The 25,366-nt window shown below is 55.5% G+C and carries 24 protein-coding genes and 1 other annotated feature; of the genes, 8 read left to right on the top strand and 16 right to left on the bottom strand.

What is annotated here, in order from left to right:
• Nucleotides 1-74: 74 nt before the first annotated feature.
• A complete protein-coding gene (gene dnaK / locus ACQG2Q_RS03285; RefSeq protein ID WP_006810169.1) occupies nt 75-1,988 on the bottom strand; it encodes a molecular chaperone DnaK in 1,914 nt (637 codons plus the stop codon).
• 296 nt (nt 1,989-2,284) lie between these two features.
• On the opposite strand from dnaK, the gene satP reads away from it, so the two are divergent.
• On the top strand, nt 2,285-2,851 hold the full coding sequence (gene satP, locus ACQG2Q_RS03280; protein WP_022647004.1) for an acetate uptake transporter: 567 nt from the start codon (nt 2,285-2,287) through the stop codon (nt 2,849-2,851).
• On the opposite strand, the gene ACQG2Q_RS03275 is transcribed toward satP, so the two are convergent.
• The 3 genes from ACQG2Q_RS03275 to tal all read right to left on the bottom strand — a co-directional run bounded on the left by ACQG2Q_RS03275 (nt 2,828) and on the right by tal (nt 5,924).
• Nucleotides 2,828-4,150, bottom strand: a complete 1,323-nt coding sequence (locus ACQG2Q_RS03275; protein WP_023305417.1) for an MFS transporter — start codon at nt 4,148-4,150, stop codon at nt 2,828-2,830. The two genes, satP and ACQG2Q_RS03275, sit on opposite strands and share 24 nt — an antisense overlap.
• Before the next feature lie 122 nt (nt 4,151-4,272).
• Entirely contained in the window at nt 4,273-4,860 is a 588-nt protein-coding gene (mog, locus tag ACQG2Q_RS03270; RefSeq protein WP_426759059.1) for a molybdopterin adenylyltransferase, read from the bottom strand.
• Nucleotides 4,861-4,970: 110 nt separating this feature from the next.
• Nucleotides 4,971-5,924 (bottom strand): transaldolase, encoded by a 954-nt coding sequence (tal, locus tag ACQG2Q_RS03265; RefSeq protein ID WP_063849742.1) that lies wholly within the window; start codon nt 5,922-5,924, stop codon nt 4,971-4,973.
• A 262-nt stretch (nt 5,925-6,186) separates the two neighbouring features.
• Between tal and ACQG2Q_RS03260 the strand changes: the two genes are divergently transcribed.
• The gene (locus tag ACQG2Q_RS03260) at nt 6,187-7,620 is read left to right on the top strand and encodes an alanine/glycine:cation symporter family protein (RefSeq protein ID WP_023299289.1); all 1,434 of its coding nucleotides are present in this window, start codon (nt 6,187-6,189) and stop codon (nt 7,618-7,620) included.
• A gap of 66 nt (nt 7,621-7,686) precedes the next feature.
• A complete protein-coding gene (gene yaaA, locus ACQG2Q_RS03255; RefSeq protein WP_022650381.1) occupies nt 7,687-8,460 on the top strand; it encodes a peroxide stress protein YaaA in 774 nt (257 codons plus the stop codon).
• 31 nt (nt 8,461-8,491) lie between these two features.
• On the opposite strand, the gene ACQG2Q_RS03250 is transcribed toward yaaA, so the two are convergent.
• The 7 genes from ACQG2Q_RS03250 to yjjY form a co-directional block, all read right to left on the bottom strand.
• Nucleotides 8,492-8,779, bottom strand: a complete 288-nt coding sequence (locus ACQG2Q_RS03250; RefSeq protein WP_022646999.1) for a DUF2502 domain-containing protein — start codon at nt 8,777-8,779, stop codon at nt 8,492-8,494.
• A gap of 248 nt (nt 8,780-9,027) precedes the next feature.
• Nucleotides 9,028-10,314, bottom strand: a complete 1,287-nt coding sequence (gene thrC / locus ACQG2Q_RS03245) for a threonine synthase (protein WP_003856490.1) — start codon at nt 10,312-10,314, stop codon at nt 9,028-9,030.
• A gap of 3 nt (nt 10,315-10,317) precedes the next feature.
• Nucleotides 10,318-11,247, bottom strand: coding sequence for a homoserine kinase (gene thrB, locus ACQG2Q_RS03240; protein WP_023299286.1), 930 nt, complete (start codon nt 11,245-11,247; stop codon nt 10,318-10,320).
• A gap of 1 nt (nt 11,248) precedes the next feature.
• Nucleotides 11,249-13,711, bottom strand: a complete 2,463-nt coding sequence (thrA, locus tag ACQG2Q_RS03235) for a bifunctional aspartate kinase/homoserine dehydrogenase I (protein ID WP_063849741.1) — start codon at nt 13,709-13,711, stop codon at nt 11,249-11,251.
• A 24-nt stretch (nt 13,712-13,735) separates the two neighbouring features.
• Nucleotides 13,736-13,853, bottom strand: a sequence feature (Thr leader region).
• A complete protein-coding gene (gene thrL / locus ACQG2Q_RS03230) occupies nt 13,792-13,860 on the bottom strand; it encodes a thr operon leader peptide (RefSeq protein WP_015572623.1) in 69 nt (22 codons plus the stop codon). (Overlaps the previous feature by 62 nt.)
• Before the next feature lie 211 nt (nt 13,861-14,071).
• Nucleotides 14,072-14,758, bottom strand: coding sequence for a tRNA/rRNA methyltransferase (locus ACQG2Q_RS03225; protein WP_022646996.1), 687 nt, complete (start codon nt 14,756-14,758; stop codon nt 14,072-14,074).
• Nucleotides 14,759-15,157: 399 nt separating this feature from the next.
• Nucleotides 15,158-15,298 carry a protein YjjY gene (gene yjjY, locus ACQG2Q_RS03220; protein ID WP_001541509.1) on the bottom strand — a complete coding sequence of 47 codons (141 nt, stop codon included), beginning with the start codon at nt 15,296-15,298 and terminating at the stop codon, nt 15,158-15,160.
• 95 nt (nt 15,299-15,393) lie between these two features.
• Here yjjY and arcA point away from each other — a divergent pair, with 95 nt between their 5' ends.
• Entirely contained in the window at nt 15,394-16,110 is a 717-nt protein-coding gene (arcA, locus tag ACQG2Q_RS03215; RefSeq protein WP_003856501.1) for a two-component system response regulator ArcA, read from the top strand.
• 48 nt (nt 16,111-16,158) lie between these two features.
• On the opposite strand, the gene creA is transcribed toward arcA, so the two are convergent.
• A complete protein-coding gene (creA, locus tag ACQG2Q_RS03210) occupies nt 16,159-16,629 on the bottom strand; it encodes a protein CreA (protein ID WP_003856503.1) in 471 nt (156 codons plus the stop codon).
• 214 nt (nt 16,630-16,843) lie between these two features.
• Between creA and robA the strand changes: the two genes are divergently transcribed.
• On the top strand, nt 16,844-17,713 hold the full coding sequence (robA, locus tag ACQG2Q_RS03205) for an MDR efflux pump AcrAB transcriptional activator RobA (RefSeq protein WP_063849740.1): 870 nt from the start codon (nt 16,844-16,846) through the stop codon (nt 17,711-17,713).
• Here the strand turns inward: robA and gpmB are convergent.
• Nucleotides 17,710-18,357, bottom strand: a complete 648-nt coding sequence (gpmB, locus tag ACQG2Q_RS03200) for a 2,3-diphosphoglycerate-dependent phosphoglycerate mutase GpmB (RefSeq protein ID WP_006810187.1) — start codon at nt 18,355-18,357, stop codon at nt 17,710-17,712. The two genes, robA and gpmB, sit on opposite strands and share 4 nt — an antisense overlap.
• Before the next feature lie 48 nt (nt 18,358-18,405).
• Here gpmB and yjjX point away from each other — a divergent pair, with 48 nt between their 5' ends.
• Complete coding sequence (yjjX, locus tag ACQG2Q_RS03195) at nt 18,406-18,921, top strand: inosine/xanthosine triphosphatase (RefSeq protein WP_022646994.1); 516 nt, start codon at nt 18,406-18,408, stop codon at nt 18,919-18,921.
• 27 nt (nt 18,922-18,948) lie between these two features.
• On the opposite strand, the gene trpR is transcribed toward yjjX, so the two are convergent.
• Both trpR and sltY read right to left on the bottom strand, forming a co-directional pair.
• Complete coding sequence (trpR, locus tag ACQG2Q_RS03190) at nt 18,949-19,278, bottom strand: trp operon repressor (RefSeq protein WP_003856511.1); 330 nt, start codon at nt 19,276-19,278, stop codon at nt 18,949-18,951.
• A 55-nt stretch (nt 19,279-19,333) separates the two neighbouring features.
• Nucleotides 19,334-21,271 carry a murein transglycosylase gene (sltY, locus tag ACQG2Q_RS03185; RefSeq protein ID WP_063849739.1) on the bottom strand — a complete coding sequence of 646 codons (1,938 nt, stop codon included), beginning with the start codon at nt 21,269-21,271 and terminating at the stop codon, nt 19,334-19,336.
• 226 nt (nt 21,272-21,497) lie between these two features.
• On the opposite strand from sltY, the gene ettA reads away from it, so the two are divergent.
• Nucleotides 21,498-23,165 (top strand): energy-dependent translational throttle protein EttA, encoded by a 1,668-nt coding sequence (ettA, locus tag ACQG2Q_RS03180; RefSeq protein ID WP_014882470.1) that lies wholly within the window; start codon nt 21,498-21,500, stop codon nt 23,163-23,165.
• Nucleotides 23,166-23,293: 128 nt separating this feature from the next.
• Here the strand turns inward: ettA and ACQG2Q_RS03175 are convergent, their stop codons facing one another.
• On the bottom strand, nt 23,294-24,193 hold the full coding sequence (locus ACQG2Q_RS03175) for a LysR family transcriptional regulator (RefSeq protein ID WP_063152281.1): 900 nt from the start codon (nt 24,191-24,193) through the stop codon (nt 23,294-23,296).
• Between the two features lie 107 nt (nt 24,194-24,300).
• Here ACQG2Q_RS03175 and ACQG2Q_RS03170 point away from each other — a divergent pair, with 107 nt between their 5' ends.
• On the top strand, nt 24,301-25,302 hold the full coding sequence (locus ACQG2Q_RS03170) for a zinc-binding alcohol dehydrogenase family protein (RefSeq protein WP_032676682.1): 1,002 nt from the start codon (nt 24,301-24,303) through the stop codon (nt 25,300-25,302).
• Nucleotides 25,303-25,366: the final 64 nt, after the last annotated feature.

Genomic DNA, 25,366 nt, shown 5'->3' with positions numbered 1-25,366 from the left:
CCCCTTAACATGCGAGCACGGGCGTGGAGAATACTCCTACGCCCGTGCCGATTAATTACCCTGCATCAGGGCGATTATTTTTTATCTTTCACTTCTTCGAACTCAGCGTCGACAACATCGTCGTCTTTCGCGTTGTTCTGGGAAGCATCAGCGCCCGCCTGCTGCTGTGCGTGCTGCTGCTGAGCGATTTCCATCAGCTTCTGAGAAACCTGTGCCAGCTCCTGCATCTTCGCTTCAATGTCCGCTTTGTCTTCGCCTTTCAGAGACGTTTCCAGCGCGCTCAGTGCAGTTTCGATCGCAGTTTTGTCTTCCGCTGGCAGTTTATCGCCCGCTTCTTCAACCTGCTTACGGGTGCTGTGCAGCAGATGGTCACCCTGGTTACGGGTCTGAACCAGCTCTTCGAACTTACGGTCGGATTCCGCGTTAGCTTCGGCATCACGAACCATTTTTTCGATTTCCGCTTCGTTCAGGCCAGAAGATGCCTTGATGGTGATCTTCTGCTCTTTACCGCTGTTTTTGTCTTTCGCAGACACGTGCAGGATACCGTCAGCATCGATGTCGAAGGTGACTTCGATCTGTGGCATGCCGCGTGGTGCCGGGTTAATACCGTCCAGGTTGAACTGACCCAGAGATTTGTTATCCGCCGCACGCTTACGCTCACCCTGAATCACATGGATGGTTACCGCAGACTGGTTGTCTTCAGCGGTAGAGAACACCTGGCTGTGTTTCGTCGGGATAGTAGTGTTTTTGTTGATGAGCGGAGTCATCACGCCACCCATGGTTTCGATACCCAGTGACAGCGGAGTAACATCCAGCAGCAGTACGTCTTTCACTTCACCCGTCAGAACACCACCCTGAACCGCAGCACCGATAGCAACCGCTTCGTCCGGGTTCACGTCTTTACGTGGCTCTTTACCAAAGAATTCAGCAACTTTCTTCTGAACCATTGGCATACGAGTCTGACCACCTACCAGGATAACGTCCTGAATATCAGACACGGACAGGCCAGCGTCCTGCAATGCAACTTTCAGTGGCTCGATAGAACGGTTCACCAGGTCTTCTACCAGGCTTTCCAGTTTCGCACGGGTCACTTTGATGTTCATGTGTTTTGGACCGGTCGCGTCTGCGGTGATGTACGGCAGGTTCACATCGGTCTGCTGAGCGGAAGACAGTTCGATCTTCGCTTTCTCAGCCGCTTCTTTCAGGCGCTGCATGGCCAGCGGGTCGTTACGCAGGTCAATGCCCTGATCTTTCTTAAACTCGTCAACGAGGTAGTTGATCAGACGGGTATCGAAGTCTTCACCACCCAGGTGGGTATCACCATTGGTTGCCAGAACTTCGAAGGTTTTTTCGCCGTCAACGTCGTCGATTTCGATAATAGAGATATCGAAGGTACCACCACCCAGGTCGTAAACCGCGATAGTACGGTTACCAACTTCTTTATCCAGACCGTAAGCCAGTGCTGCTGCGGTTGGTTCGTTGATGATACGTTTTACTTCCAGACCTGCGATACGGCCAGCATCTTTGGTTGCCTGACGCTGAGCATCGTTGAAGTAAGCAGGTACGGTGATAACAGCTTCAGTTACCGGTTCACCCAGGTAATCTTCCGCGGTTTTCTTCATTTTCTTCAGCACTTCAGCAGAGATCTGCGGAGGTGCAGTTTTGGTGCCTTTCACATCAAGCCATGCATCGCCGTTATCGGCTGCGATGATTTTGTAAGGCATGATGGAAACGTCACGCTGAACTTCTTCGTCCTGGAAGCGGCGGCCAATCAGGCGTTTGATCGCAAACAGGGTGTTTTGCGGGTTTGTCACTGCCTGACGTTTAGCCGGCTGACCAACCAGAGTTTCACCATCCTGGGTATAAGCAATGATAGAAGGCGTGGTGCGATCGCCCTCGGCGTTCTCCAGCACACGTGCAGTAGTGCCATCCATAATCGCTACACAAGAGTTGGTAGTACCCAGGTCGATACCAATAATTTTACCCATCTAAACGTCTCCACTAAAAATTCAGTCAACATGTGGTTGTGTACCTGTAATAAGGGCAGAACGTGCTTTTTCAACTGCCCAGATTTGATTTTTTTCAGGTCCACACACTGCGGTTGCTTACAAGATGGGGTCACAACGGCATCCATCAAGGGGGAAGGATAAAAAATTTTTTAATTTCACCCCGATGAGATCATAGACGGCGCCGATGCCGCCCATTATGATGCCGCGCCCCGTCAGGTAGAACTGGCGCGGGTTTAACCATTTCACCATATTAATGATGATTTTTTTGAGGACTTATGGGCAACACTAAGTTGGCTAATCCGGCTCCGCTGGGCCTGATGGGTTTTGGCATGACCACCATTCTGCTGAACCTGCACAACATCGGGATGTTCCCGATGGACGGCGTAATCCTGGCGATGGGCATTTTTTACGGCGGTATCGCGCAAATTTTCGCGGGCCTGCTGGAATATAAGAAAGGCAATACCTTCGGCTTAACCGCCTTTACCTCTTACGGTTCGTTCTGGCTGACGCTGGTCGCCATTCTGCTGATGCCTAAAATGGGCCTGGCAGATGCTTCAAACGCCCATTTCCTGGGCGTGTACCTGGGACTGTGGGGCGTGTTCACCCTGTTCATGTTCTTCGGCACCCTGAAGGCGAACCGCGCGCTGCAATTCGTCTTCCTGAGCCTGACCGTGCTGTTCGCTCTGCTTGCCGCGGGTCACCTGGCGGATAACGAAGGCATCGTTCACGTTGCCGGCTGGGTCGGTCTGGTGTGCGGCGCAAGCGCTATCTACCTGGCAATGGGTGAAGTGCTGAACGAGCAGTTCGGCCGCACCGTATTACCGATTGGTGAAAAACACTGATCCCTCTGTCGTGCCCGCGTCGCGGGCACGACATCCCTCTGACTGGCGAAGCCACATCCCCAATACCAGCCCCATCAGCGATAACGCCAGCACGTACCATGCAGGTGCAAGGGGTGACAGCCCCATCAACACCGTGACCACAATCGGGGTCAGCCCACCGAAAATGGCATACGAGACGTTATAAGAGAAAGAGATGCCAGTGAAGCGTACCTCCGGCGGGAAGGCGCGGACCATTACGTACGGTACGGCGCCAACGACGCCCACGCACAGCCCGACGATGCCGTACAGCAGGAACAACTGTTCAGGATGGCTGCCCGCAAGATGGTAGAATGCCCAGCTCGACGCGGCCAGCAGCAGGCTGCCGACAATAAAGGTCACGCTGGCACCGAAACGATCCGCCGCCAGTCCCGCGGCCAGACAGCCAAAGCAGAGCATAATTGTCGCGATACTGTTCGCCTGTAACGTCACAGCAGGCGCAAAACCGTACTGTTTTTGCAGCCAGACCGGCGACATCAAAATGACCACCACGATACCCGCAGACAGCAGCCAGGTCAGAAGCATCGACACGACTACCGCTTTTTTATGCCGCACTACTACGGTTTTTACCGGCAATTCTTGCGCCAGCGCCTTCCGCTGCTGCATTTCCAGAAATACTGGCGTCTCCTGCAACCAGCGTCGCAGGTACATTGCCACTAGCCCAAACGCCCCGCCCAGCAGGAACGGGATACGCCAGCCCCAGTCGTGAACGGCCTGTTGCGTCATGCTGGTATTGATGATGGTTGCAACCACGGAGCCAAGCAGGATCCCAATCGTCAGCCCTGCGGTCAGCGTTCCGCACGCAATGCCGATGCGGCGCACCGGGACGTGCTCAGCGACAAACACCCACGCGCCCGGCACTTCCCCGCCGATGGCCGCGCCCTGGAGAATACGCATCAGTAGCAGCAATAACGGGGCGATAATGCCCATCGACTCATAGGTAGGCAAAAGGCCAATCGCCAGCGTCGGCACGGCCATCAGCAGGATGCTGAGGGTAAACATCTTCTTGCGCCCAACCAGATCGCCAAAGTGCGCCATAACAATGCCGCCCAGCGGACGCGCCAGATACCCGGCAGCGAAAATGCCGAAGGTTTGCACCTGACGCAGCCATTCAGGAATATCCGCCGGGAAAAACAGCGCCCCCACGACGGCGGCGAAGAAGACAAAGATGATGAAGTCGTAAAACTCCAGCGCGCCGCCCAGAGCAGCGAGCGTGAGGGTTTTGTAGTCCTGTCGATTCAGAGGTCGGGTGTTATGTGACATAGCGAACCATTGTGCATGTGTTGTGGATTATTTTTTACAGCAATCGTAAAGAAAAAATTACTATATCGTAAATCCATTTACACGCTACTGCGGCTGGCGCTAATGTCACATTTAAAGCATTTTCAGGAGATTGTTTCGCGGCGAGCGCTTTTAGGGCGAAATGCTGCTACCACGTTGCCGTCAGTTTCCACGTACGGACCGTCAAGCAGTTGTATACAATACGGTACACTTGCAAAGATACCGTGGACGATAACGGTCCCGTCTTCGGCTTTTACTCCTTCCAGCGTTTCTTTTATCGACTTCGGCTGCCCCGGCAGGTTCAGGATCAGCGCCTGTTTGCGGATCACCCCGACCTGACGGGAAAGAATGGCCGTCGGGACAAAGTGTAGACTGATCTGGCGCATCTGTTCACCGAAGCCCGGCATTTCACGATCGGCGATAGCCAGCGTCGCGTCCGGCGTTACATCGCGGCGCGCGGGGCCGGTTCCGCCCGTCGTCAGCACAAGGTGGCAGCTCATCTCATCCACCAGCTCACACAGGGTCTGCTCGATGATCGGCTGCTCGTCCGGGATCAGGCGAGTCTGGATCTCAAACGGGGTAGTGAGCGCGCTGCCCAGCCACGCTTCCAGAGCAGGGATGCCTTTATCCTGATAAACACCGCTGGAGGCGCGGTCAGAAATCGACACTAAGCCGATGCGTAAGGTATTCATATCCATTCCATTCAAAAAGTACTGATTAAAGGGAATGATACACGCAGAGAGAAAATTCAGACAGAGGCGGGGGAAAGAGGCGTGACCGGGAACCCGGTCACGCAGAATGATTACAGCAGGTCGCCGATCATTTTTTCCAGTTTTTCCTGGTCGATAGCAAACTTACGGATACCGTCTGCCAGTTTATCTACGGCCATTGGATCCTGGTTGTGCTGCCACAGGAACTCGGATTCGGTGATGCGCTCTGGGCGCGCTTTCACTTCGCCGGTGTAGGACAGTTTACGCTCGATAGCACCTTCGCTTTCTGCCAGCTCTTTCAGCAGCGCAGGGGCGATGGTCAGGCGGTCACAGCCAGCCAGCTCAATGATTTCACCGACGTTACGGAAGCTTGCGCCCATAACAACGGTCTCATAGCCGTGCTGTTTGTAGTATTCGTAGATTTCTGTCACGGAAATCACGCCTGGATCTTCAGACGCCGCATACTCTTTCTTGTCGGTGTTGGCTTTGTACCAGTCCAGAATACGGCCCACAAACGGAGAAATCAGGTATACGCCAGCTTCGGCACATGCACGCGCCTGTGCGAAGGAGAACAGCAGAGTCAGGTTACAGTTGATCCCTTCTTTTTCCAGCTGTTCAGCGGCGCGAATGCCCTGCCAGGTAGAGGCCAGTTTGATCAGGATACGGTCGTTGCTGATGCCCGCATCGTTGTACAGTTTGATCAGGCGTTTTGCTTTGGCAACAGACGCTTCGGTGTCGTAGGACAAGCGAGCATCAACTTCAGTAGAGATACGGCCAGGAACGAGCTTCAGGATTTCCAGACCGATGTTTACTGCCAGTTTGTCAGTCGCATCCACAACCTGCTGCGCGCGGTCATTGCTCTGTGCTTTTGCCCAGGTCACCGCCTCGTCGATCAGTTTGCGATACTCAGGGATCTGCGCGGCGTTAAGGATCAGAGAAGGGTTGGTTGTAGCATCCTGCGGCTGGTACAGCTTCATTGCCGCAATATCTCCGGTGTCAGCGACGACAGTGGTGAACTGACGAAGGGAGGTCAATTTATCCGTCATGATAGTGTTTCTCTTTTAACGTTCCCTGGATAATTCACACTACCGACAGCCTGCCAGCAGCGGAAAAATGACAGGTTTACTTGTTAGGGGGATGTAACCGGTCTGCCCTGATGATAACACGAGTGAGAGGCAGCGCAACCGCAGACAGTGCGCTTAGGCAGAGTATGATAAACTCAGAATATTAACAGGCTGCTAAGTAACAGCATGCACAATCAGTGGTAGCGCTTACATATTCACGTTGGCATCAACAAGAGGGACGTTAGTGCCTGATTTCTTTTTCTTTATTAACGAAGTTCTCTGGGGTTCAATCATGATATACCTGCTTTCAGGGGCAGGTATCTGGTTTACGTGGCGCAGCGGACTGATTCAGTTTCGCTATATTCGCAAATTTGGCAGAAGTCTGAAAAACAGCGTCACACCACAGCCGGGCGGCCTGACCTCATTTCAGGCGCTCTGTACCAGCCTGGCCGCGCGCGTCGGCAGCGGTAACCTGGCCGGTGTCGCGCTGGCAATCGGCGCGGGCGGTCCGGGCGCGGTATTCTGGATGTGGGTGACGGCGATTATCGGTATGGCCACCTCCTTTGCTGAATGCTCGCTTGCGCAGCTCTACAAAGAAAAAGACGGCAACGGTCAATTTCGCGGCGGCCCCGCCTGGTATATGGCTCGCGGACTGGGAATGCGCTGGATGGGCGTCCTGTTCTCAATCTTTTTACTGATGGCCTATGGTCTTATTTTCAATACCGTTCAGGCTAATTCCGTCGCCCACGCGCTGCGCTTTGCCTTCAATTGTCCGGAGTGGCTGACGGGCAGCGCGCTTGCCCTTCTCACCCTGCTGACCATTGTGACCGGGCTGAGAGGGGTAGCCCGCCTGATGCAGTGGCTGGTTCCGCTGATGGCGCTGCTGTGGGTGTCAACCAGCCTGTTGGTATGCGCGATACATATCGACGAAGTGCCGAACGTCATCGTCACCATTTTCCAAAGCGCGTTCGGCTGGCGCGAAGCGGCTTCCGGCGCGCTGGGTTACACCCTTAGCCAGGCTCTCACTGCGGGTTTTCAGCGAGGCATGTTCTCCAACGAAGCGGGAATGGGCTCCACGCCGAATGCCGCCGCAGCGGCCGCATCCTGGCCCCCGCATCCCGCCGCGCAGGGCATTGTACAGATGATTGGCGTCTTCACAGACACCATTGTTATCTGCTCCGCCAGTGCGATGATAATGTTGCTGTCCGGCGCCGTTGAACATCCATCCGGCAGTACAGCAGGCATTCACTGGGTACAACAGGCGCTGGTCTCCCTCGTCGGCGGTTGGGGCGCAGGCCTTGTCGCCCTTGTCGTGGGGCTTTTTGCCTTCAGTTCTATTGTGGTGAACTATATCTATGCCGAGAACAACCTTATTTTCCTGAAAGTTGACTCGCGTCTGGCCCGCAACATCCTTCGCGCGGGTGTGCTGGCGATGGTATTTGTCGGTTGCCTGCTCAGCATGCCGATGATCTGGCAACTGGCGGATGTCATTATGGCGCTGATGGCCATCACCAATTTGACGGCAATTTTGCTTCTTTCACCGGTTGTGGCGCTGATCGCGCGCGATTATCTGCGTCAGCGCAAGCTCGGCGTACAGCCCGTCTTTGACGCCTCACGCTATCCCGAAATCGAATCACAAATTGCCCCTGGCACCTGGGATGATTTGCCGCGGCAATAACAGCTATCGATCAATTCAGGGCGATTTTTTGTTAAAGTCGCTCTAAATTTCCTGCAAGGACTGGATATGCTGATTCTGATTTCACCTGCCAAAACGCTCGACTACCAGAGCCCGCTCGCCACTGAGCGTTATACCCAGCCGGAATTGCTGGACTACTCGCAACAGCTGATCCACGAGGCGCGTAAGCTTTCGGCTCCGCAAATCGCTTCGCTGATGAGCATCAGTGATAAACTCGCCGACCTGAACGCCACCCGTTTTCACGAGTGGCAGCCTGACTTCACGCCCGCTAACGCCCGCCAGGCGCTGTTGGCCTTCAAAGGTGACGTCTACACTGGCCTGCAAGCAGAAACGTTTAGCGAAGCCGATTTCGATTTTGCCCAGCAGCATCTGCGCATGTTATCCGGCCTGTACGGGGTGCTGCGCCCGCTGGATCTGATGCAGCCGTATCGTCTGGAGATGGGTATCCGCCTGGAAAATGCCAAAGGCAAAGATCTGTACCAGTTCTGGGGCGATGTCATTACCGATAAGCTTAACGCGGCGCTGCAAGCCCAGGGGGACAACGTGGTGATCAACCTGGCCTCCGATGAGTACTTCAAATCGGTGAAGCCGAAAAAGCTGGATGCGGACATTATCAAGCCGGTGTTCCTCGACGAGAAAAACGGCAAATTTAAAGTGATCAGCTTCTACGCCAAAAAAGCGCGCGGTCTGATGAGCCGCTTCATCATTCAAAACCGCCTGACGAAGCCAGAGCAGCTCACTGGCTTTAACAGTGAAGGGTATTTCTTCGACGAGGCATCGTCAGGAAAAAACGAGCTGGTGTTTAAGCGTCACGAGCAATAAAAGACAACCCCGCCAGCTGGCGGGGTTTGTGTTAATGGTGCTTCCGGTCCGGCCCCGGGCGATGATCGTCATGACGGTGATGATCGTGACGATCGCGATGTTCATCGTGCGGACGCCAGTGGTTATCGCGCCAGTCATAGTGCGCTTTCCACCAGTCATGGTCGCGCCAGCGGCCGCCATCCCAGTAGTGTCCGTTATTATCCCGATCGCCAATTTGCAGTTTTACCGCAGGGACGAGGGTGATCTCAGCTGCCTGCACCGCCATGGGAGCGACCAGCATCAGTGAAAGCGCGATAAGTGCAGGTTTCAGTGTAGACATAGGTGACTCCTTATTCTTCTTGCCCAACGTGGGCCGATGTAAGGAGAGTACGTGATGGGAACGGTGGATGTTATTCTCTGCAATCCTAAACCCTAAGTGACCGCATTTATTGGGAATTTCTGCTTTTTTCCTGCTATTTTTCTCCTTATTTTCTCCATAAAAAAGCCGGGTGGCGGCTTCGCCTTACCCGGCCTACTTTCTGAAATGTTCCAGGCCCGGTAAGGCGTAGCCGCCACCGGGCAATAAACTCACGCTCGGGTCATCATCAGCTTACGCAGTGCGGCAAAGTCTGCGGGCAGCTCATGGGACAGCAACGGCAGGTCGGCGCGCTCGGCCAGCTCTTTTGGCAGCGGCAGCGTTTCACCCAGGATCGCTTCCACGCTCTCTTTGAACTTGGCCGGATGGGCGGTACCGAGGAACAGGCCATACTCACCCGGTTGAAGCTGATCGCGCAGGGCACGATAGGCAATCGCCGCGTGCGGCTCAGAGGTATAGCCCACCGCTTTCAGCTCGCGCATGGTGGCTTTCGTGGTTTCGTCCGTCACCGCTGCGTAGCCCAGGTCGCCCAGACGCCAGACCTTACGGCGGAACAGCTCTTCCACACGCGGCCAGTTGTTAGGCTGTGACACATCCATCGCATTGGAGAGCGTGGCCTGCGTCGCGTTCGGCGCCCATTTTCCGTCCTTCAGGAAACGCGGCACGGTGTCGTTGGCGTTGGTAGCGGCGATAAAGCGCTTCACCGGCAGGCCGAGTGATTTCGCCAGCAGGCCCGCCGTCAGATCGCCGAAGTTCCCGCTTGGCACGGAAACTACCAGCTGATTGCGCGCGTCCTGCGGCAGCTGGGCCACCGCTTCGAAGTAGTAGCAGATCTGCGCCAGCAGACGGCTGATGTTGATGGAGTTGGCAGAGTTCAGCCCCAGCGCCGCCTTCAGCTCTTCGTCATCAAAGGCCTGCTTCACCAGCGCCTGGCAGGCATCGAAATCGCCGTCGATCGCCACGGTTTCAATGTTGCCCCCAAGAGTGCAGAACAGTTTTTCCTGAAGCGGGCTGATTTTGCCTTTCGGATAGAGGATCACCACGCGGACGTTTTTCAGGCCGTAGAACGCATGAGCCACCGCCGCACCGGTATCACCTGAGGTCGCGGTCAGGATGGTCACCGGTTTGTCGCCGCTGATGTGGGTCAGCATCTGCGCCATGAAGCGACCGCCGAAATCTTTGAACGCCAGCGTCGGGCCGTGGAACAGCTCCAGGCAGCCAACGTCAGGCTCCACCTGCTTCACCGGGGCCGGGAAAGCAAACGCCGCGCGCACGCGCTCTTCGAGCAGCTCCTGCGGGATTTCGTCGCCAATAAACGCAGACAGAATTTTGGTGCTGCGGGTGACAAAGTCCTGCTTAAGCAGTTCATCGATTTCAGTCAGTTGAAATTCCGGCAGGTCGTGGGGGAAGAACAGCCCCTGATTTTTGCCCAAACCCTGCGTTACCGCCTGCGCAAAGCTGACCTGCTCGTTATGATCTTTAAGGTTGTAGAGTTTCATTCGTTATCCCAGTACTCGTGCGCCAGCCGTGTCCAGACGGCAAATATGAACAAAGCCTTCCTGATTTTGCAGGTAGTGTTTAGAGAGCCAGTCCGCCACGCGCTGCGCGGTGTCTGGCTTGTCGCATAAGGCGAACAGCGTTGGGCCGGAGCCGGAGATGCCGCACGCCTGTGCGCCGATATCCATGGATGCCTGTCGCGCTTCGTTAAAGCCCGGCAGCAGCTTCGTGCGATACGGCTCGGCAATAACGTCTTTCATCAGTTTCGCCGCCAGCTGCGGCTGTCGGGTATAGCAGGCATGAATAAAGCCCGCCAGATGACGCCCGTGGGCGATACAGTCCTGACGACGATACTGCGCCGGCAGGATCGCACGCGCTTCTGCGGTAGAAACCTTAATGCCCGGATAGGCAAGCACCCACAGCCACTCATCAAACCCTGGCACCTGCTGGCTGATGATGCCATTTTCTTCAATCATCAGCTGCATGCCGCCAAGGAAGCACGGCGCCACGTTATCATAATGAATGCTGCCGGAGATGCGCCCTTCCAGCTCGCCCATCAGCGCCAGCAGGCGGCTGTTGTTCAGCGGCTTGCCGCAGTGCTCATTCATCGCCACCAGCGCGGCGACCACCGAGCAGGCGCTGGAGCCGAGTCCCGAACCAATCGGCATGCTCTTTTCCAGCGTCATGGCGACCGGCACGTTTTTACCGATCTCCTGACAGAAGCGTTCCCAGCACTGATAAACGATATTCTCACGCGGTTCAGGCGGCAGCTTGCTGGCAAAACGGCCGACGTTATTCAGGCTAAAGCGCTCTGCCGCCTCAACCGTTACCGTATCGCCCAGCAGCGAACCATCCACCGGCGTAACCGCCGCGCCCAGCACGTCAAATCCGACGCTCATATTGGCGCTGGAAGCCGGGGCATATACTTTAACCATCTTAAACTCCTAACTTCCATGACAGGGTACGCAGCAGATCGGCAAACACGCCCGCCGCCGTCACATCATTCCCTGCGCCATAGCCGCGAAGTACCAGCGGCAGTGGCTGATAATAATGGCTGTAGAACGCCAGGGCGTTCTCGCCGTTTTTCACCTTGTACAGCGGATCGTTGCCATCCACTTCGGCAATCTTCACGCGGCAGACGCCGTCTTCTTCAATATTGCCAACATAGCGCAATACCTTACCTTCATCACGGGCTTTCGCAACGCGGGCGGCAAAGGCGTCGTCAAGCTGCGGTAACCTGGCCATAAAAGCGCTGACGTCGCCGCTGTCATCAAATTCTGCTGGCAGCACCGGCTCAATCACGATATCCGAAAGCTCCAGCTCGCGGCCGGTTTCGCGCACCAGGATCAGCAGCTTACGCGCCACATCCATACCGGAGAGGTCGTCGCGCGGATCCGGCTCGGTGTAGCCCAGCTCGCGCGCGGCGCGGGTGGCTTCCGACAGGCTCATCCCTTCGTCCAGCTTGCCGAAGATAAACGACAGGGAGCCGGAGAGGATGCCGGAGAAACGCTGTAGTTCGTCGCCCGCGTTCAGCAGGTTTTGCAGGTTCTCGATGACCGGCAGGCCTGCGCCCACGTTGGTGTCATACAGAAACTTGCGGCGCGACTTGCTCGCCGCCAGACGCAGCTGGTGATAGTAATCCATCGACGAGGTGTTGGCCTTTTTGTTCGGCGTCACCACATGGAAACCTTCGCGCAGGAAATCCGCGTACTGATCGGCCACCGCCTGGCTGGAGGTACAGTCGACGATCACCGGGTTAAGCAGGTGATACTCTTTCACCAGACGGATCAGACGACCCAGGTTGAACGGCTCTTTCGCCTCTTCCAGTTCCGCCTGCCAGTTTTCCAGGTTCAGACCGTGGACGTTAGTCAGCAACGCTTTCGAGTTCGCAATTCCGCAGACGCGCAAATCGATATGTTTCTTCTTAAGCCACTCCTGCTGGCGCTTTACCTGCTCCAGCAGCGCGCCGCCGACGCCGCCGACGCCCACCAGGAACAGCTCAATCACCTGGTCGGTGTTGAACAGCATCTGATGCACCACGCGCACGCCGGTAGTGGCGTCATCGTTATCCACGACAACGGAAATTGAACGCTCTGATGAGCCCTGGGCAATCGCCACGATATTGATATTGGCCCGCGCCAGGGCGGCAAAGAATTTGGCGGAGATTCCGCGCAGGGTGCGCATGCCGTCGCCTACCACGGAGATCACGGCCAGACGCTCCTGAATAGAGAGCGGCTCCAGCAGCTCTTCTTTCAGCTCCAGGTAGAACTCTTCTTCCAGCGCGTGACGGGCGCGCAGGCAATCGCCCTGCGGGACGCAGAAGCTGATGCTGTATTCGGAAGAAGACTGCGTGATCAGCACCACGGAGATCCCATTACGGGACATGGCCGCAAACACGCGTGCCGCCATGCCAACCATACCTTTCATACCCGGGCCAGAGACGCTGAACATCGCCATGTTATTAAGGTTCGAAATGCCTTTTACCGGCAGGTCATCTTCATCAGCGCTGGCGCCAATCAGCGTACCCGGCGCCTGCGGATTACCGGTGTTTTTAATCAGGCAAGGGATCTGGAACTGGGCAATCGGGGAGATGGTACGTGGGTGAAGCACTTTGGCGCCGAAGTAGGAAAGCTCCATCGCTTCCTGGTACGACATCGACTTCAACAGCCTGGCGTCCGGCACCTGGCGCGGGTCACAGGTATATACACCATCAACGTCAGTCCAGATCTCACAACAGTCTGCACGTAAACAGGCCGCCAGCACGGCAGCGGAGTAGTCAGAGCCGTTACGCCCCAGCACCACCAGTTCGCCCTTCTCGTTACCGGCGGTGAAGCCTGCCATCAGGATCATGTGGTCAGACGGGATTTTGCTCGCCGCAATGCGGCGTGTCGACTCGGCAATGTCGACGGTGGATTCAAGGTAGTGTCCCACAGCCAGCAGTTTTTCAACCGGATCGATGACCGTCACGTGGTGACCGCGCGCTTCCAGCACGCCTGCCATGATGGCGATAGAGAGTTTTTCACCCCGGCAAATTAGCGCCGCGTTGATGCTGTCCGGGCATTGACCCAGCAGGCTGATACCGTGAAGGACATGTTTAATCTGGGCAAATTCGAGTTCCACGGTGCTTTTCAGCTGCGCCAGCGGGAAGCCAGGCTGGGCGTCTGCCAGCCCCTGAAGCAGTTCAGCGAAGATACGCTCGGCGTCGCTGATGTTCGGAAGTGCATCCTGGCCACCGATGGTTTTTTCAATCATCGCCACCAGGTGGTTCGTGATTTTTGCCGGGGCAGAGAGCACGGTAGCAACCTGCCCCTGCCTGGCGTTACTTTCCAGGATATCGGCAACACGCAGAAAACGCTCTGCATTTGCCACTGATGTACCGCCGAACTTCAACACTCGCATGGTTCTACCTCATTTCCTTTAGCCGAAAAAAAAGCCCGCACTGTTCAGGTGCGGGCTTTTTTCTGTTTTTCCTGTACGCGTCAGCCCGCATCGTTACCTGTGGTAATGATGATGGTTGTAGTAATGGTGGTGATGCTGATGCGTTTCATGGATGTTGTGTACTCTGTCATTATTATCTGTCTGTGCTCTATTCTTTTAGGGTTAAAGGATCGGACACCTTAAGTCAATGAATTTTTAATTTGATCACAATTCGGGACATTCTCACGTCCCGCTGCGTGCAGATTTATTTTCATCGGAATACCCCAGATGCAACCCCAAACATCAGCAGGATCGGCCATAATAAAAACCTATGACACTATTTTACTCGGCTAATTTTTTTTCAATATCATGAAGCAATCGGTGCAGCATTGCCGTGTCGCGCTGTTCAAGACGCCCCAGGCGCTGCTGTAACCAGTCCACCATTTTTTGATCGTCAGCGACGCCCAGTTGCTCGAGAAGCTTATCTGCACGAATACGCAGCGCCGCCAGCTGGTTTTCATCCGTTACTGACGCTGGCGGCTGAGAAATTTGTATTAAGGATGCTAATTGATAGCAGTACACCATCACCGCCTGCCCCAGATTGAGTGACGGATAATCCGCCACCATCGGCGCGCCCGTCAGCACGTCAGCCAGTTCCAGTTCTTCGTTAGTTAGCCCGGAATCTTCTCGCCCAAACACCAGCGCGGCTTTCTCCAGCCACTGGCTTTTTTCTTCCAGTATTGGCACCAGTTCAGCAGGCGTGGCGTAATAATGAAACTTCGCCCGGCTGCGCGCGGTCGTCGCGACGGTAAACGAAATATCATGCAGCGCCTCAGCGAGCGTAGCGTAAGTGGTTATATTATCGAGAATATCACCCGAACCGTGCGCCACCCATCGCGCAGCAGGCTCCAGATGCGCCGTGCTGTCTACGATACGCAAATCGGTAAAACCCATGGTCTTCATGGCACGCGCCGCAGCGCCAATATTTTCAGCTCTTGCTGGTGCCACCAGCACAATCGACAGATGCATTTATGCTCTCTTTTTAATCAGTTAGCAGGTAAAAATGTGATTCACTTCAACATATTACGCAGCACGAATTTACAATTTTGCAACACAAATCACCGAAATAGCGTTTCATAACAATTAAAAAAAGCTAAACTATTTTGTGGCTGAACAATCAGTTAGAATGTTAACAGAAGTCCATTATCCTTATGTTTTGTAATGATAATGACCTTATGAATACTCTTTTCCGATTGGATTCGTACCGTTTATCAATCAATGTCCGCAACTAGTTGGTTTATTGAAAAATTGTGACAAAGGCTAGCATTCAGCTACGATGATTTCATCAAACTGTTAACGTGCTACAATTGAACTTGATATATGTCAACGAAGCGTAGTTTTATTGGGTGTCCGGTGTCACTTAGCCTGTTATGTTGCTGTTAAAATGGTTAGGATGACAGCCGTTTTTGACACTGTCGGGTCCAAAGGGAAAGTACCCACGACCAAGCTAATGATGTTGTTGACGTTGATGGAAAGTGCATCAAGAACGCAATTACGTACTTTAGTCACGTTAAGCCGATCATGTTAATTTGCGACATGCATCAGGCAGGTCAGGGACTTTTGTACTTCCTGTTTCGATTTAGTTGGCAATTTAGGTAGCAAACATGCAGACCCCGCACATTCTTATCGTTGAAGACGAGTTGGTAACACGCAACACGTTAAAGAGCATTTTCGAAGCAGAAGGCTACGATGTCTTTGAAGCGACCGATGGCGCAGAGATGCATCAGATCCTTTCTGAAAATGATATCAACCTGGTGATTATGGATATCAATCTGCCGGGCAAAAACGGGCTTCTTCTGGCGCGCGAACTGCGTGAACAGGCGAACGTCGCGTTGATGTTCCTGACAGGCCGTGACAACGAGGTTGATAAAATTCTTGGTCTGGAAATCGGCGCGGATGACTACATCACCAAGCCGTTCAACCCTCGCGAGTTAACCATTCGTGCACGCAACCTGCTGTCCCGCACCATGAATCTGGGTACGGTCAGTGAAGAGCGTCGTAGCGTCGACAGCTACAAATTCAACGGCTGGGAACTTGATATCAATAGCCGTTCGCTGATTAGCCCGAACGGTGAGCAGTACAAACTGCCGCGCAGTGAATTCCGCGCGATGCTGCACTTCTGCGAAAACCCGGGCAAGATCCAGTCCCGTGCAGAACTGCTGAAGAAAATGACCGGTCGTGAGTTGAAGCCACACGATCGTACCGTTGACGTAACCATCCGTCGTATTCGTAAACATTTCGAATCTACGCCTGATACGCCGGAAATCATCGCCACGATCCATGGTGAAGGCTATCGTTTCTGCGGTGACCTCCAGGAGTAATCCTCCCGTCACGCAGTAAAAAACGGCGCTTTTGCGCCGTTTTTTTTATCAATGCCACGGCATAATCGGCACCGCGCTAATCGCGTTTTTCGGTGAGCCTTCCACGACTTTGTCGGAATAAGCCAGATAAGCCAGTGTGTTGCGCTTCGCGTCATAAAAACGGACCACCTGTAGCTTTTTGAACACCAGCGAGGTCCGTTTCTGGAATACAACGTCGCCCTGCGCTTTGCCGTTTTTAATTTTGTCACTCAATTCCACCGGACCAACCTGCTGGCAGGAGATGGCCGCGTCAGACGTGTCTTCAGCCAGCCCCAGGCCGCCTTTAATCCCGCCGGTCTTCGCCCGGCTGACATAGCAGGTGACGTTTTTAACGTCCGGATCGTCAAAGGCCTCAACCACAATTTTGTGGTCCGGCCCAAACATTTTAAACACGGTGTCCACGGAGCCAATTTGCTCCGCCTGTGCCACGCGCCCTGCCATCAGCGCCAGTGCTGCAAAGACTAAAACCTTGTATTTCATATTGTTACCATTCATAAAAATTACGCTGAGCGATTATTCAACAGGTTAGATAAAAATGTAGCAAGATCACAGGATTAGAATATATCCGCACTTAAATCACCACAAAAAGCATTTATGCGCAAAAAAAACACTGAATGCTAAAACGTCAAAAAATGCTATTATCCGCTAACCTGTAAACAGGCACCTGCGGCAGTTTTAAGGATGAGGATAGTATATGGATCAGGCTGGAATTATTCGCGACCTGCTCACCTGGCTGGAAGGTCATCTCGACCAGCCTTTGTCACTGGATAATGTGGCGGCAAAAGCAGGCTATTCCAAGTGGCATCTGCAAAGGATGTTCAAGGATGTCACCGGTCATGCTATCGGTGCCTATATTCGCGCACGTCGTTTATCAAAGTCTGCTGTCGCGTTGCGCCTGACCGCGCGACCAATCCTGGATATTGCCCTGCAATATCGCTTCGATTCACAGCAAACCTTCACTCGCGCCTTTAAAAAACAGTTCTCGTTAACGCCAGCGCTTTATCGCCGCTCGCCGGACTGGAGCTCCTTTGGTATGCGTCCGCCGCTGCGTCTGGGCGAGTTTGCGATGCCAAAATATGAAATCATCACCCTGCTGGAAACGCACCTGGTCGGCACCACGCAGAGCTACTCCTGTTCCCTGGAGCAGATCTCCGAGTTCCGCCATCAGATGCGCGTTCAGTTCTGGCGCGAATTTTTAAGTCACGCTCCGGCGATCCCGCCGATTCTGTATGGCCTGAACGAAACGTATCCAAGCCAGGAAAAAGACGACGAGCAGGAAGTGTTCTATACCACGGCGCTGACGCCTGACATGGCGAACGGTTACATTCATGGCTCGAAGCCTGTCGTGCTGGAAGGCGGCGAGTATGTGATGTTCTCATACGAAGGGTTAGGAACGGGCGTTCAGGAGTTCATCCTGACCGTTTACGGGACCTGCATGCCAATGCTGAATCTGAATCGCCGTAAAGGTCAGGACATTGAGCGCTACTATCCGGCGCAAGATGCAAAACCGGAAGAAGGCCCTATCAATCTGCGTATGGAATTCCTGATTCCGGTACGTCGTTAACGCTGCAACTCATCCAGTGCAGGGGCATCAAGATGCGAAATGTCCCCTGCCATCTCAACCACCCACCCCGATGCCAGCCAGGCACTTTCCTGATAGTCGATACGGGAAATGGAACAGTTGCGCAGACGCAAACGGCGCTCGGCGTAAGCTGGCAGCCCCAGAATGGTACTCACCAGGCAACCCAGCGCGATACCGTGGCTCACCAGCAGCGGTCGGCTACCTGCCGGGAGTTTCAGGCACTCGGCCAGCGCGGCATGCATGCGCACGCTCAGCTCCTGCATGGATTCCCCCTCAGGGATGCGACCATCTTCAGTGCCGTTCACCAGCGTGCGACGCCAGCCTTCTTCGGTTTCCGTCAGCGTATCGATAGGGCGTTTTTCCAGCACGCCCATATCCAGCTCGCGCAGGCGCGGTTCAAGGGTCACGTCGCAGCCACAGGCATCAGCGATGATGCGTGCCGTCTGCTGCGTGCGGCCTAAATCACTGGAGATGACGTGAGTGATACCCAGCGTTCTGGCGCGCTCCGCCACCTGCCACGCTTGCTGCACACCTTTGTCGGTGAGAGGACTGTCTGACTGGCCTTGAATACGTCGCTCGGCGTTCCACTGCGTTTCACCGTGGCGAACAAGGTATACCTGTAACATGCTTTTTTTCCGTTATACTGCGATGAATTTTTTAAATCGAGCTTAATTATGCACCATGTTGTCTCTGCTACCACCAATCCTGCCAAAATTCAGGCAATTCTAAGGGCATTTGAAGAGATCTTCGGCGAAGGATCCTGCCATATTGACGCCGTCGGCGTCGAGAGCGGTGTGCCGGAACAGCCGTTTGGCAGCGAGGAAACACGCGCTGGCGCACGAAATCGCGTGGCGAATGCAAAAGCCGCCGCGCCAGATGCTGACTTCTGGGTCGCGATTGAAGCAGGTATCGACGAAGGGGCGACCTTCAGCTGGGTTGTCATCGAAAGCCGCGAACAGCGCGGCGAAGCGCGTTCAGCCACGCTGCCGCTGCCGGAGGTCATACTGGAGAAAGTCCGCGCGGGTGAGGCGCTGGGGCCGGTAATGTCGCACTACACCGGCATTGATGAGATTGGTCGTAAAGAGGGGGCGATTGGCGTCTTTACCGCGGGCAAGCTCACCCGTTCGAGCGTTTACCACCAAGCCGTTATTCTGGCGTTAAGTCCGTTCCATAACGCGATTTATCGTTAAGTTTGTAGGCCGGATAAGGCGAAGCCGTCATCCGGCGTTTTTCAGCAATACCGCTTCAAGCCACTGACGCAGTTCAACCGGCGCCGACTTCAGGCTGTTTGAACCCCGGGTAATCGTCGCGATGCCCGCGCCCAGCTCGTTTTTCAGTTCACGCTGGCTCATTTCGCCACGCAGCAGTTCCTCAATAATGCGTACCCGTGTACCCAGCGCTTCACGCTCGTCTGGCGTCAGCATCAGCTGTAGCAAGGGTAAATGCAGATCTTTGTCGTAAGACTGGCGGAGCAACTCCACAAAACGAAGCCACTCCTGATGACGCTGTTCGGCCATGGCCGAGGAATACGGGGAATGCTGGGTCATGTTATGCTGCCTCTTGTACTCATTAGCGAGTACAGCATAACACAACCCGCGCCGATCAGTAACGTCTCTGCCACTCGGCATCGCTCATCAGGGCATCTTTCTCCCCCATGAAGTGCCGATAGTAGGCGTCATACGCCAGCACGTTCTTCACATATCCGCGCGTTTCCGAGAACGGAATGCTCTCGACGAACGCCACGGCGTCGAGTCGCCCTGCGCTGTTACCAAGCCATGTCCGCACGCGGCCTGGCCCGGCGTTGTACGCCGCTGACGCGAAGATGCGGTTATTACCGAACTGCTGATAGACGTACTGCAAGTAGCTGGTACCGATGTTGATGTTGGTCTCCGGATCCAGCAGCTGGGACGGGCTGCTGTAGCCTGGAATATTAAACATCTTCACCGTGTGCGTCGCGGTGCCCGGCATAATCTGCATCAGGCCGCTGGCCCCCACCGGTGAACGCACTTTCGGGTTCCAGGCGCTTTCCTGACGGGCAATGGCCATCGCGTAGCTTTGCGGAATATCTTTGCCGCTGGTGTAGCGATCGAACAGATCATTATAAGCCAGCGGGAAACGCTCTTCGAGATGATCCCACAGCTTGCCGGCGATCGTCGCCTGCACGCTCAGATCCCACCAGCGATTATCAAACGCATAGCGGGCAAGCTGCGCCTTCTCGTCGGTGGTACGGCTAGTGACCAGGTTGGCCCATTCGCTGCGCGCGGTATTATCCAGATTCCAGTACATCAGCTCGCGCACGCGCGCCATTTCCGGACCCTGCGTCAGCGCCGGGTTCGCGTTGGCTGGCGCTTTGTCGATCTTCAGGGTGTACTCCTCGCCCAGACGCTGCGCCGCCGCCATCGGGTAGAAGCCGCGCTGCTGCATCAGGGAGTGGAGGATCGCTTTGGCTTCGTCTTCACGACCACGCTCCAGCAGCAGGTCCGCCTGCCAGTAACGCCATTCATCTTTCTCTTTAGCATCCATCGGCAGGCGCGCCAGCCAGGTATTGAGGCCACGACGATCGCCCGTTCCCAGCGCCATGCGCACGCGACGCTCCACCAGCGAGACAGAGTTTGAACGCATTACCGCGTCGTCACGCCAGCGCGCCTGTTCGTCGGTGACATCTGTTCCCATCAGTCGCCATGCCACAATATCGCGCAGTTCCTGGGTTTGATCGTCATTAAGCTGCTGGGCCTGCACCAGCTGCGGGATCATCAGCCGGGCGTTTTCCACATCCTCACGCGCCACGCTGGCAAAGGCCACCGCCGCCATCTGGCGGGTAAAATCGGTCGCGCCGGTGGTACGCGCAAACGTCAGCACGGTATTGGGATCGTTTGCCAGACTGATAACGGCAGAGGCAATGGTCTGATAATCCGCGGGCATCTGGCCCGCCAGCACGGTAACCAGCCGGGTGTTTCCGGCCTTCATCGCCAGGCGAATACGTTCCAGGTAAGAGAGCGGATCCTGCTTGCCCGAGGCGCGCCAGGCGCTGAACAGCGGGTCACAGGCGTTTGGCTGGCTTTTGCCCGTCAACCACAGCTCTTTCGCGCCGGTCCAGGCTTCCTCCTGCTGACCGGTCGCCCATTTCGCATAATAGTAATTACACTGCGCTTCCGTCGCGCCCGGCTTATCCGGGCTGAAAGCCAGCAGGCCGCGCCAGTCTTCGCGACGGGCCAGCTCGTTCACAAACCGGGACTTCAGGGTACGCGCAGGCGGCAGTGTCGGGTTCGCCTGAATGAAGTTATTTACGGTGACGGTCGGTTGATTCATGAGATCATCAGTGATCTGACGATACTCCAGATACGGATACAGCGGATAATCCTTCAGCGTCGGCATCAGCGCCTGCACGGTATCCATCTGCTTGTTGTCCCATGCCTGCTTAATCTGGGCATAGCGGTTACGTTGTTCATCCAGTGAATCGGCATGCACCGCCTGGCTTACCGCCATTACGCATACGCTGGCAGCCAGCAGACGCCAGACCACCCGTTTGGCTTTTTCCACAAGCTCTTCCTCATTGTTTTTCGTCAGTTGCAGCGTCTTGCCACGTTAAAGTTACCTCAACTTATGCTAACCAGGCATCCCACAACGCGCCACGTCATGGACACTTTTTTACCTTTCTTGCGCGTTTTAACACTCCCGACGTTCCTGGCTGGGATTAGGGCGTGAAAAAGGCTACACTTCGAGGCTGAAATTCATTCTCATCACGATAAAAGAGGCGAAGTCCAACGTGGCTCAATTCGTTTATACCATGCATCGTGTCGGCAAAGTTGTCCCGCCGAAACGTCATATTCTTAAAAATATCTCGCTGAGCTTTTTCCCGGGCGCAAAAATCGGTGTTCTGGGTCTCAACGGTGCCGGTAAGTCCACCCTGCTGCGCATCATGGCCGGCATCGATACAGACATCGAAGGTGAAGCCCGTCCGCAGCCTGGCATCAAGATCGGCTACCTGCCGCAGGAACCTCAGCTGAACCCGGAACACACCGTGCGTGAATCCGTTGAAGAAGCGGTATCCGAAGTGGTTAACGCCCTGAAAGGTCTGGATGAAGTGTATGCCAAATACGCCGAGCCGGATGCGGACTTCGACAAACTGGCCGCTCAGCAAGGCAAATTTGAAGAGATTATCCAGGCGCACGACGGTCACAACCTGAACGTGCAGCTGGAGCGCGCGGCAGATGCCCTGCGTCTGCCGGACTGGGATGCGAAAATCGCGAATCTCTCCGGTGGTGAACGCCGCCGCGTGGCGCTGTGCCGCCTGCTGCTGGAAAAACCAGACATGCTGCTGCTCGACGAACCGACCAACCACCTGGATGCGGAATCCGTGGCGTGGCTGGAACGCTTCCTGCACGACTTCGAAGGCACCGTGGTGGCAATTACCCACGACCGCTACTTCCTCGACAACGTGGCGGGCTGGATCCTGGAGCTGGACCGCGGCGAAGGTATTCCGTGGGAAGGTAACTACTCCTCCTGGCTGGAACAGAAAGATCAGCGTCTGGCGCAGGAAGCGTCTCAGGAAGCGGCGCGTCGTAAGTCTATCGAGAAAGAGCTGGAGTGGGTTCGTCAGGGCGCGAAAGGCCGTCAGTCCAAGGGCAAAGCCCGTCTGGCGCGCTTCGAAGAGCTGAACAACACCGAATACCAGAAGCGTAACGAAACCAACGAACTGTTTATCCCGCCTGGAGCACGTCTGGGGGATAAAGTGGTTGAAGTGACCAACCTGCGTAAGTCATACGGCGACCGCCTGCTGATCGACGATCTGACCTTCTCCGTACCGAAAGGCGCTATCGTCGGCATCATCGGTCCGAACGGCGCGGGTAAATCCACCCTGTTCCGCATGATGTCCGGTCAGGAACAGCCTGACAGCGGCTCTATCACCCTGGGTGAGACCGTGAAGCTGGCCTCCGTTGACCAGTTCCGTGACGCGATGGACAACAGCAAAACCGTGTGGGAAGAAGTCTCCGGCGGTCTGGATATCATGCGTATCGGCAACACCGAGATGCCAAGCCGCGCCTATGTTGGCCGCTTTAACTTCAAGGGCACCGACCAGGGCAAACGCGTGGGCGAGCTGTCTGGCGGTGAGCGTGGTCGTCTGCACCTGGCGAAGCTGCTTCAGGTTGGCGGCAACGTTCTGCTGCTCGACGAACCTACCAACGACCTGGACATCGAAACCCTGCGCGCGCTGGAAAACGCCCTGCTGGAATTCCCGGGCTGCGCCATGGTTATCTCGCACGACCGCTGGTTCCTTGACCGTATCGCGACCCACATTCTGGACTACCAGGACGAAGGTAAAGTGGAGTTCTTCGAAGGTAACTTCACCGAATACGAAGAGTACAAGAAACGCACGCTGGGCGCAGACGCGCTGGAGCCGAAGCGTATTAAGTACAAGCGTATTGCGAAATAAAAGCAAAACGGCAACTTCGGTTGCCGTTTTTTATGTTTGTTCCCTCTCCGCGTGGGAGAGGGCCTGGGTGAGGGCATCAGGCCGCACAGTGTGTAGGCCGGGTAAGGCGAAGCCACCACCCGGCTTTTTTATTTGCCCACGTAATACCGCTTCACCTCATCAAACTGCATCGCAAAGTCGATATAGCTCATCAGCGCAGGCGAATTGAGCTTACGGCTCGGATAGGCCAGCCAGAGATCGTTCCCCTCAACGCGCCACTCCGGTAGCACCTTTACCAGCGCGCCCTTTTCGATTTTATCTTCCAGCAGGAATGCGGGTAACAGCGTGATCCCCGCCCCGGCAATGGCGCATTCTCGGGCGTACACCAGGTTATCCGTCATGTGGGCGTTATCCGGCAGGTAGCGGTAATCTTCACTCTCGCTTCGCAGAAGCCACTCCGACCATGCCCGGTGCGTAATGCAGCGGTGATCCACCAGCTGTCGTGGATGGATTAACGGCGCCCGACGTGCCAGATAGTCAGGCGAGGCCAGCATGTAGCGCGGACAGTGCCCAATCATGCGACCAATCAGGGAAGAATCCTGCGGTTTACCGGTACGCAGCGCCACGTCAAAGCCCGCCTCGACCAGATCCACCACATCGTCTGAGATTGATACATCCAGCGACACGTCAGGGTAGCGAAGCTGGAACTCGGCATTCATATGCGCCAGCAGCGTCGCGCCAATCCCTGCCGGACAGGTGATCCTCAGCCGTCCGCTGGGGTTTTCTCGCAGGCGCTGAATGGCATACTCCGCGCGCTCGCTGGCCGCCAGCATCTCGCGGCAGTGCACCAGATAGTGCTCGCCCGCAAACGTCAGGCTTATTCTGCGCGTCGTGCGGTTAAGCAGGCGGATCCCCACCTGCTGCTCCAGCTGGCTAATGCGCTGGCTGACGCTGGATTTCGGCAGTTCAGCCTTCTGGGCCGCCGCAGTAAAGCTGCCCATCTCAGCCACCAGCGCAAACAGCGCCATATCCTGTAGCTGTTTAAACATGATTGTTCACCCTGTACGAACGCTGAGTTCTTGATTGTCCATCTTATCATGCAACTGACCACTTAATAGACTAGCCTCAACACAACGCATTCATTGAGGAGAACATCATGTCTGTTAAAGCCATTGCCGTTAACCCAGAAAATCCCTCCACCTTCGTTGAAATTACCCCGCCGATGCCGCAGCCCGGCGAGTACGATCTGCTGGTGGAGGTGAAAGCCGTCTCCGTAAACCCGGTGGACACCAAGGTACATGCAGGCATTGCTAAAAGCGGGCTGAAGGAGCCGCGCATTCTCGGGTGGGATGCCAGCGGGATCGTCAAAGCCGTCGGGGCTGGCGTCACCGGATTTAAACCGGGTGACGAAGTATGGTACGCGGGGGATATCACCCGACCGGGCAGCAATACCACGCACCAGCTTATCGATGCGCGCATTGTCGGGCACAAGCCTGCAAACCTTGGCTGGGCCTCTGCGGCAGCACTGCCGCTGACGGCGCTCACCGCGTGGGAAGGCCTGTTTGAACGGCTGAAGATTCAGGATGCCGACGCAGATAAAACGCTGCTGATAATTGGCGGCGCGGGTGGAGTCGGATCGCTGGCGATCCCGTTTGCGAAGCACAACAGTAAGGTGAAGATCGTCGCAACCGCCTCACGAGAAGATTCCGCCCGATGGTGTCGCGATCGCGGGGCTGACGTTGTCGTAGATTACCGCGACCTGAAGGGTGAACTGGCGAAACAGGGGCTCACCTTTGTGGATTACATTTTTATCCTCAACGACACTGACGGGCATTGGGATGCGGTCAGCGATCTGATTGCCCCTCAGGGACACATTTGTTCCATCGTTGAAAATGCGCATCCGCTAAACCAGGACAAGCTGAAGTCCAAATCTGCCGCCCTGCACTGGGAATTTATGTACACCCGCAGCATGTACCAGACCGCGGATATGGCGCGCCAGGGCGAGATTTTAAATGAGGTGGCGAAGCTGGTGGATAACGGCGTGGTGGAAAGCTCGCTCAGCGAAACGCTGCACGGGCTGAGCGTGGAAAGCATTACCGAAGCGCACCGCATGGTGCTGGAGGGGCATATGCGTGGGAAAGTGGTGGTTGAGTTCTGAGTGGTTTGTTCCCCCTCACCCTGCCCTCTCCCCACGGGGGAGAGGGTAAAGACAGCTCCGTGCG

Source organism: Enterobacter cloacae complex sp. 370H10 (assembly GCF_050031535.1).
Lineage (GTDB): Bacteria > Pseudomonadota > Gammaproteobacteria > Enterobacterales > Enterobacteriaceae > Enterobacter > Enterobacter intestinihominis.
The sequence above is the reverse complement of the archived record's forward strand: the minus strand, read 5'-3'. Positions and strand labels throughout refer to the sequence as shown.

Coding starts and splice junctions, on each gene's coding strand:
- dnaK (WP_006810169.1), bottom strand. CDS start 1,988: ATGGGTAAAATTATTGGTATCGACCTGGGTACTACCAACTCTTGTGTA.
- satP (WP_022647004.1), top strand. CDS start 2,285: ATGGGCAACACTAAGTTGGCTAATCCGGCTCCGCTGGGCCTGATGGGT.
- ACQG2Q_RS03275 (WP_023305417.1), bottom strand. CDS start 4,150: ATGTCACATAACACCCGACCTCTGAATCGACAGGACTACAAAACCCTC.
- mog (WP_426759059.1), bottom strand. CDS start 4,860: ATGAATACCTTACGCATCGGCTTAGTGTCGATTTCTGACCGCGCCTCC.
- tal (WP_063849742.1), bottom strand. CDS start 5,924: ATGACGGATAAATTGACCTCCCTTCGTCAGTTCACCACTGTCGTCGCT.
- yaaA (WP_022650381.1), top strand. CDS start 7,687: ATGCTGATTCTGATTTCACCTGCCAAAACGCTCGACTACCAGAGCCCG.
- ACQG2Q_RS03250 (WP_022646999.1), bottom strand. CDS start 8,779: ATGTCTACACTGAAACCTGCACTTATCGCGCTTTCACTGATGCTGGTC.
- thrC (WP_003856490.1), bottom strand. CDS start 10,314: ATGAAACTCTACAACCTTAAAGATCATAACGAGCAGGTCAGCTTTGCG.
- thrB (WP_023299286.1), bottom strand. CDS start 11,247: ATGGTTAAAGTATATGCCCCGGCTTCCAGCGCCAATATGAGCGTCGGA.
- thrA (WP_063849741.1), bottom strand. CDS start 13,711: ATGCGAGTGTTGAAGTTCGGCGGTACATCAGTGGCAAATGCAGAGCGT.
- ACQG2Q_RS03225 (WP_022646996.1), bottom strand. CDS start 14,758: ATGCATCTGTCGATTGTGCTGGTGGCACCAGCAAGAGCTGAAAATATT.
- arcA (WP_003856501.1), top strand. CDS start 15,394: ATGCAGACCCCGCACATTCTTATCGTTGAAGACGAGTTGGTAACACGC.
- creA (WP_003856503.1), bottom strand. CDS start 16,629: ATGAAATACAAGGTTTTAGTCTTTGCAGCACTGGCGCTGATGGCAGGG.
- robA (WP_063849740.1), top strand. CDS start 16,844: ATGGATCAGGCTGGAATTATTCGCGACCTGCTCACCTGGCTGGAAGGT.
- gpmB (WP_006810187.1), bottom strand. CDS start 18,357: ATGTTACAGGTATACCTTGTTCGCCACGGTGAAACGCAGTGGAACGCC.
- yjjX (WP_022646994.1), top strand. CDS start 18,406: ATGCACCATGTTGTCTCTGCTACCACCAATCCTGCCAAAATTCAGGCA.
- trpR (WP_003856511.1), bottom strand. CDS start 19,278: ATGACCCAGCATTCCCCGTATTCCTCGGCCATGGCCGAACAGCGTCAT.
- ACQG2Q_RS03175 (WP_063152281.1), bottom strand. CDS start 24,193: ATGTTTAAACAGCTACAGGATATGGCGCTGTTTGCGCTGGTGGCTGAG.
- ACQG2Q_RS03170 (WP_032676682.1), top strand. CDS start 24,301: ATGTCTGTTAAAGCCATTGCCGTTAACCCAGAAAATCCCTCCACCTTC.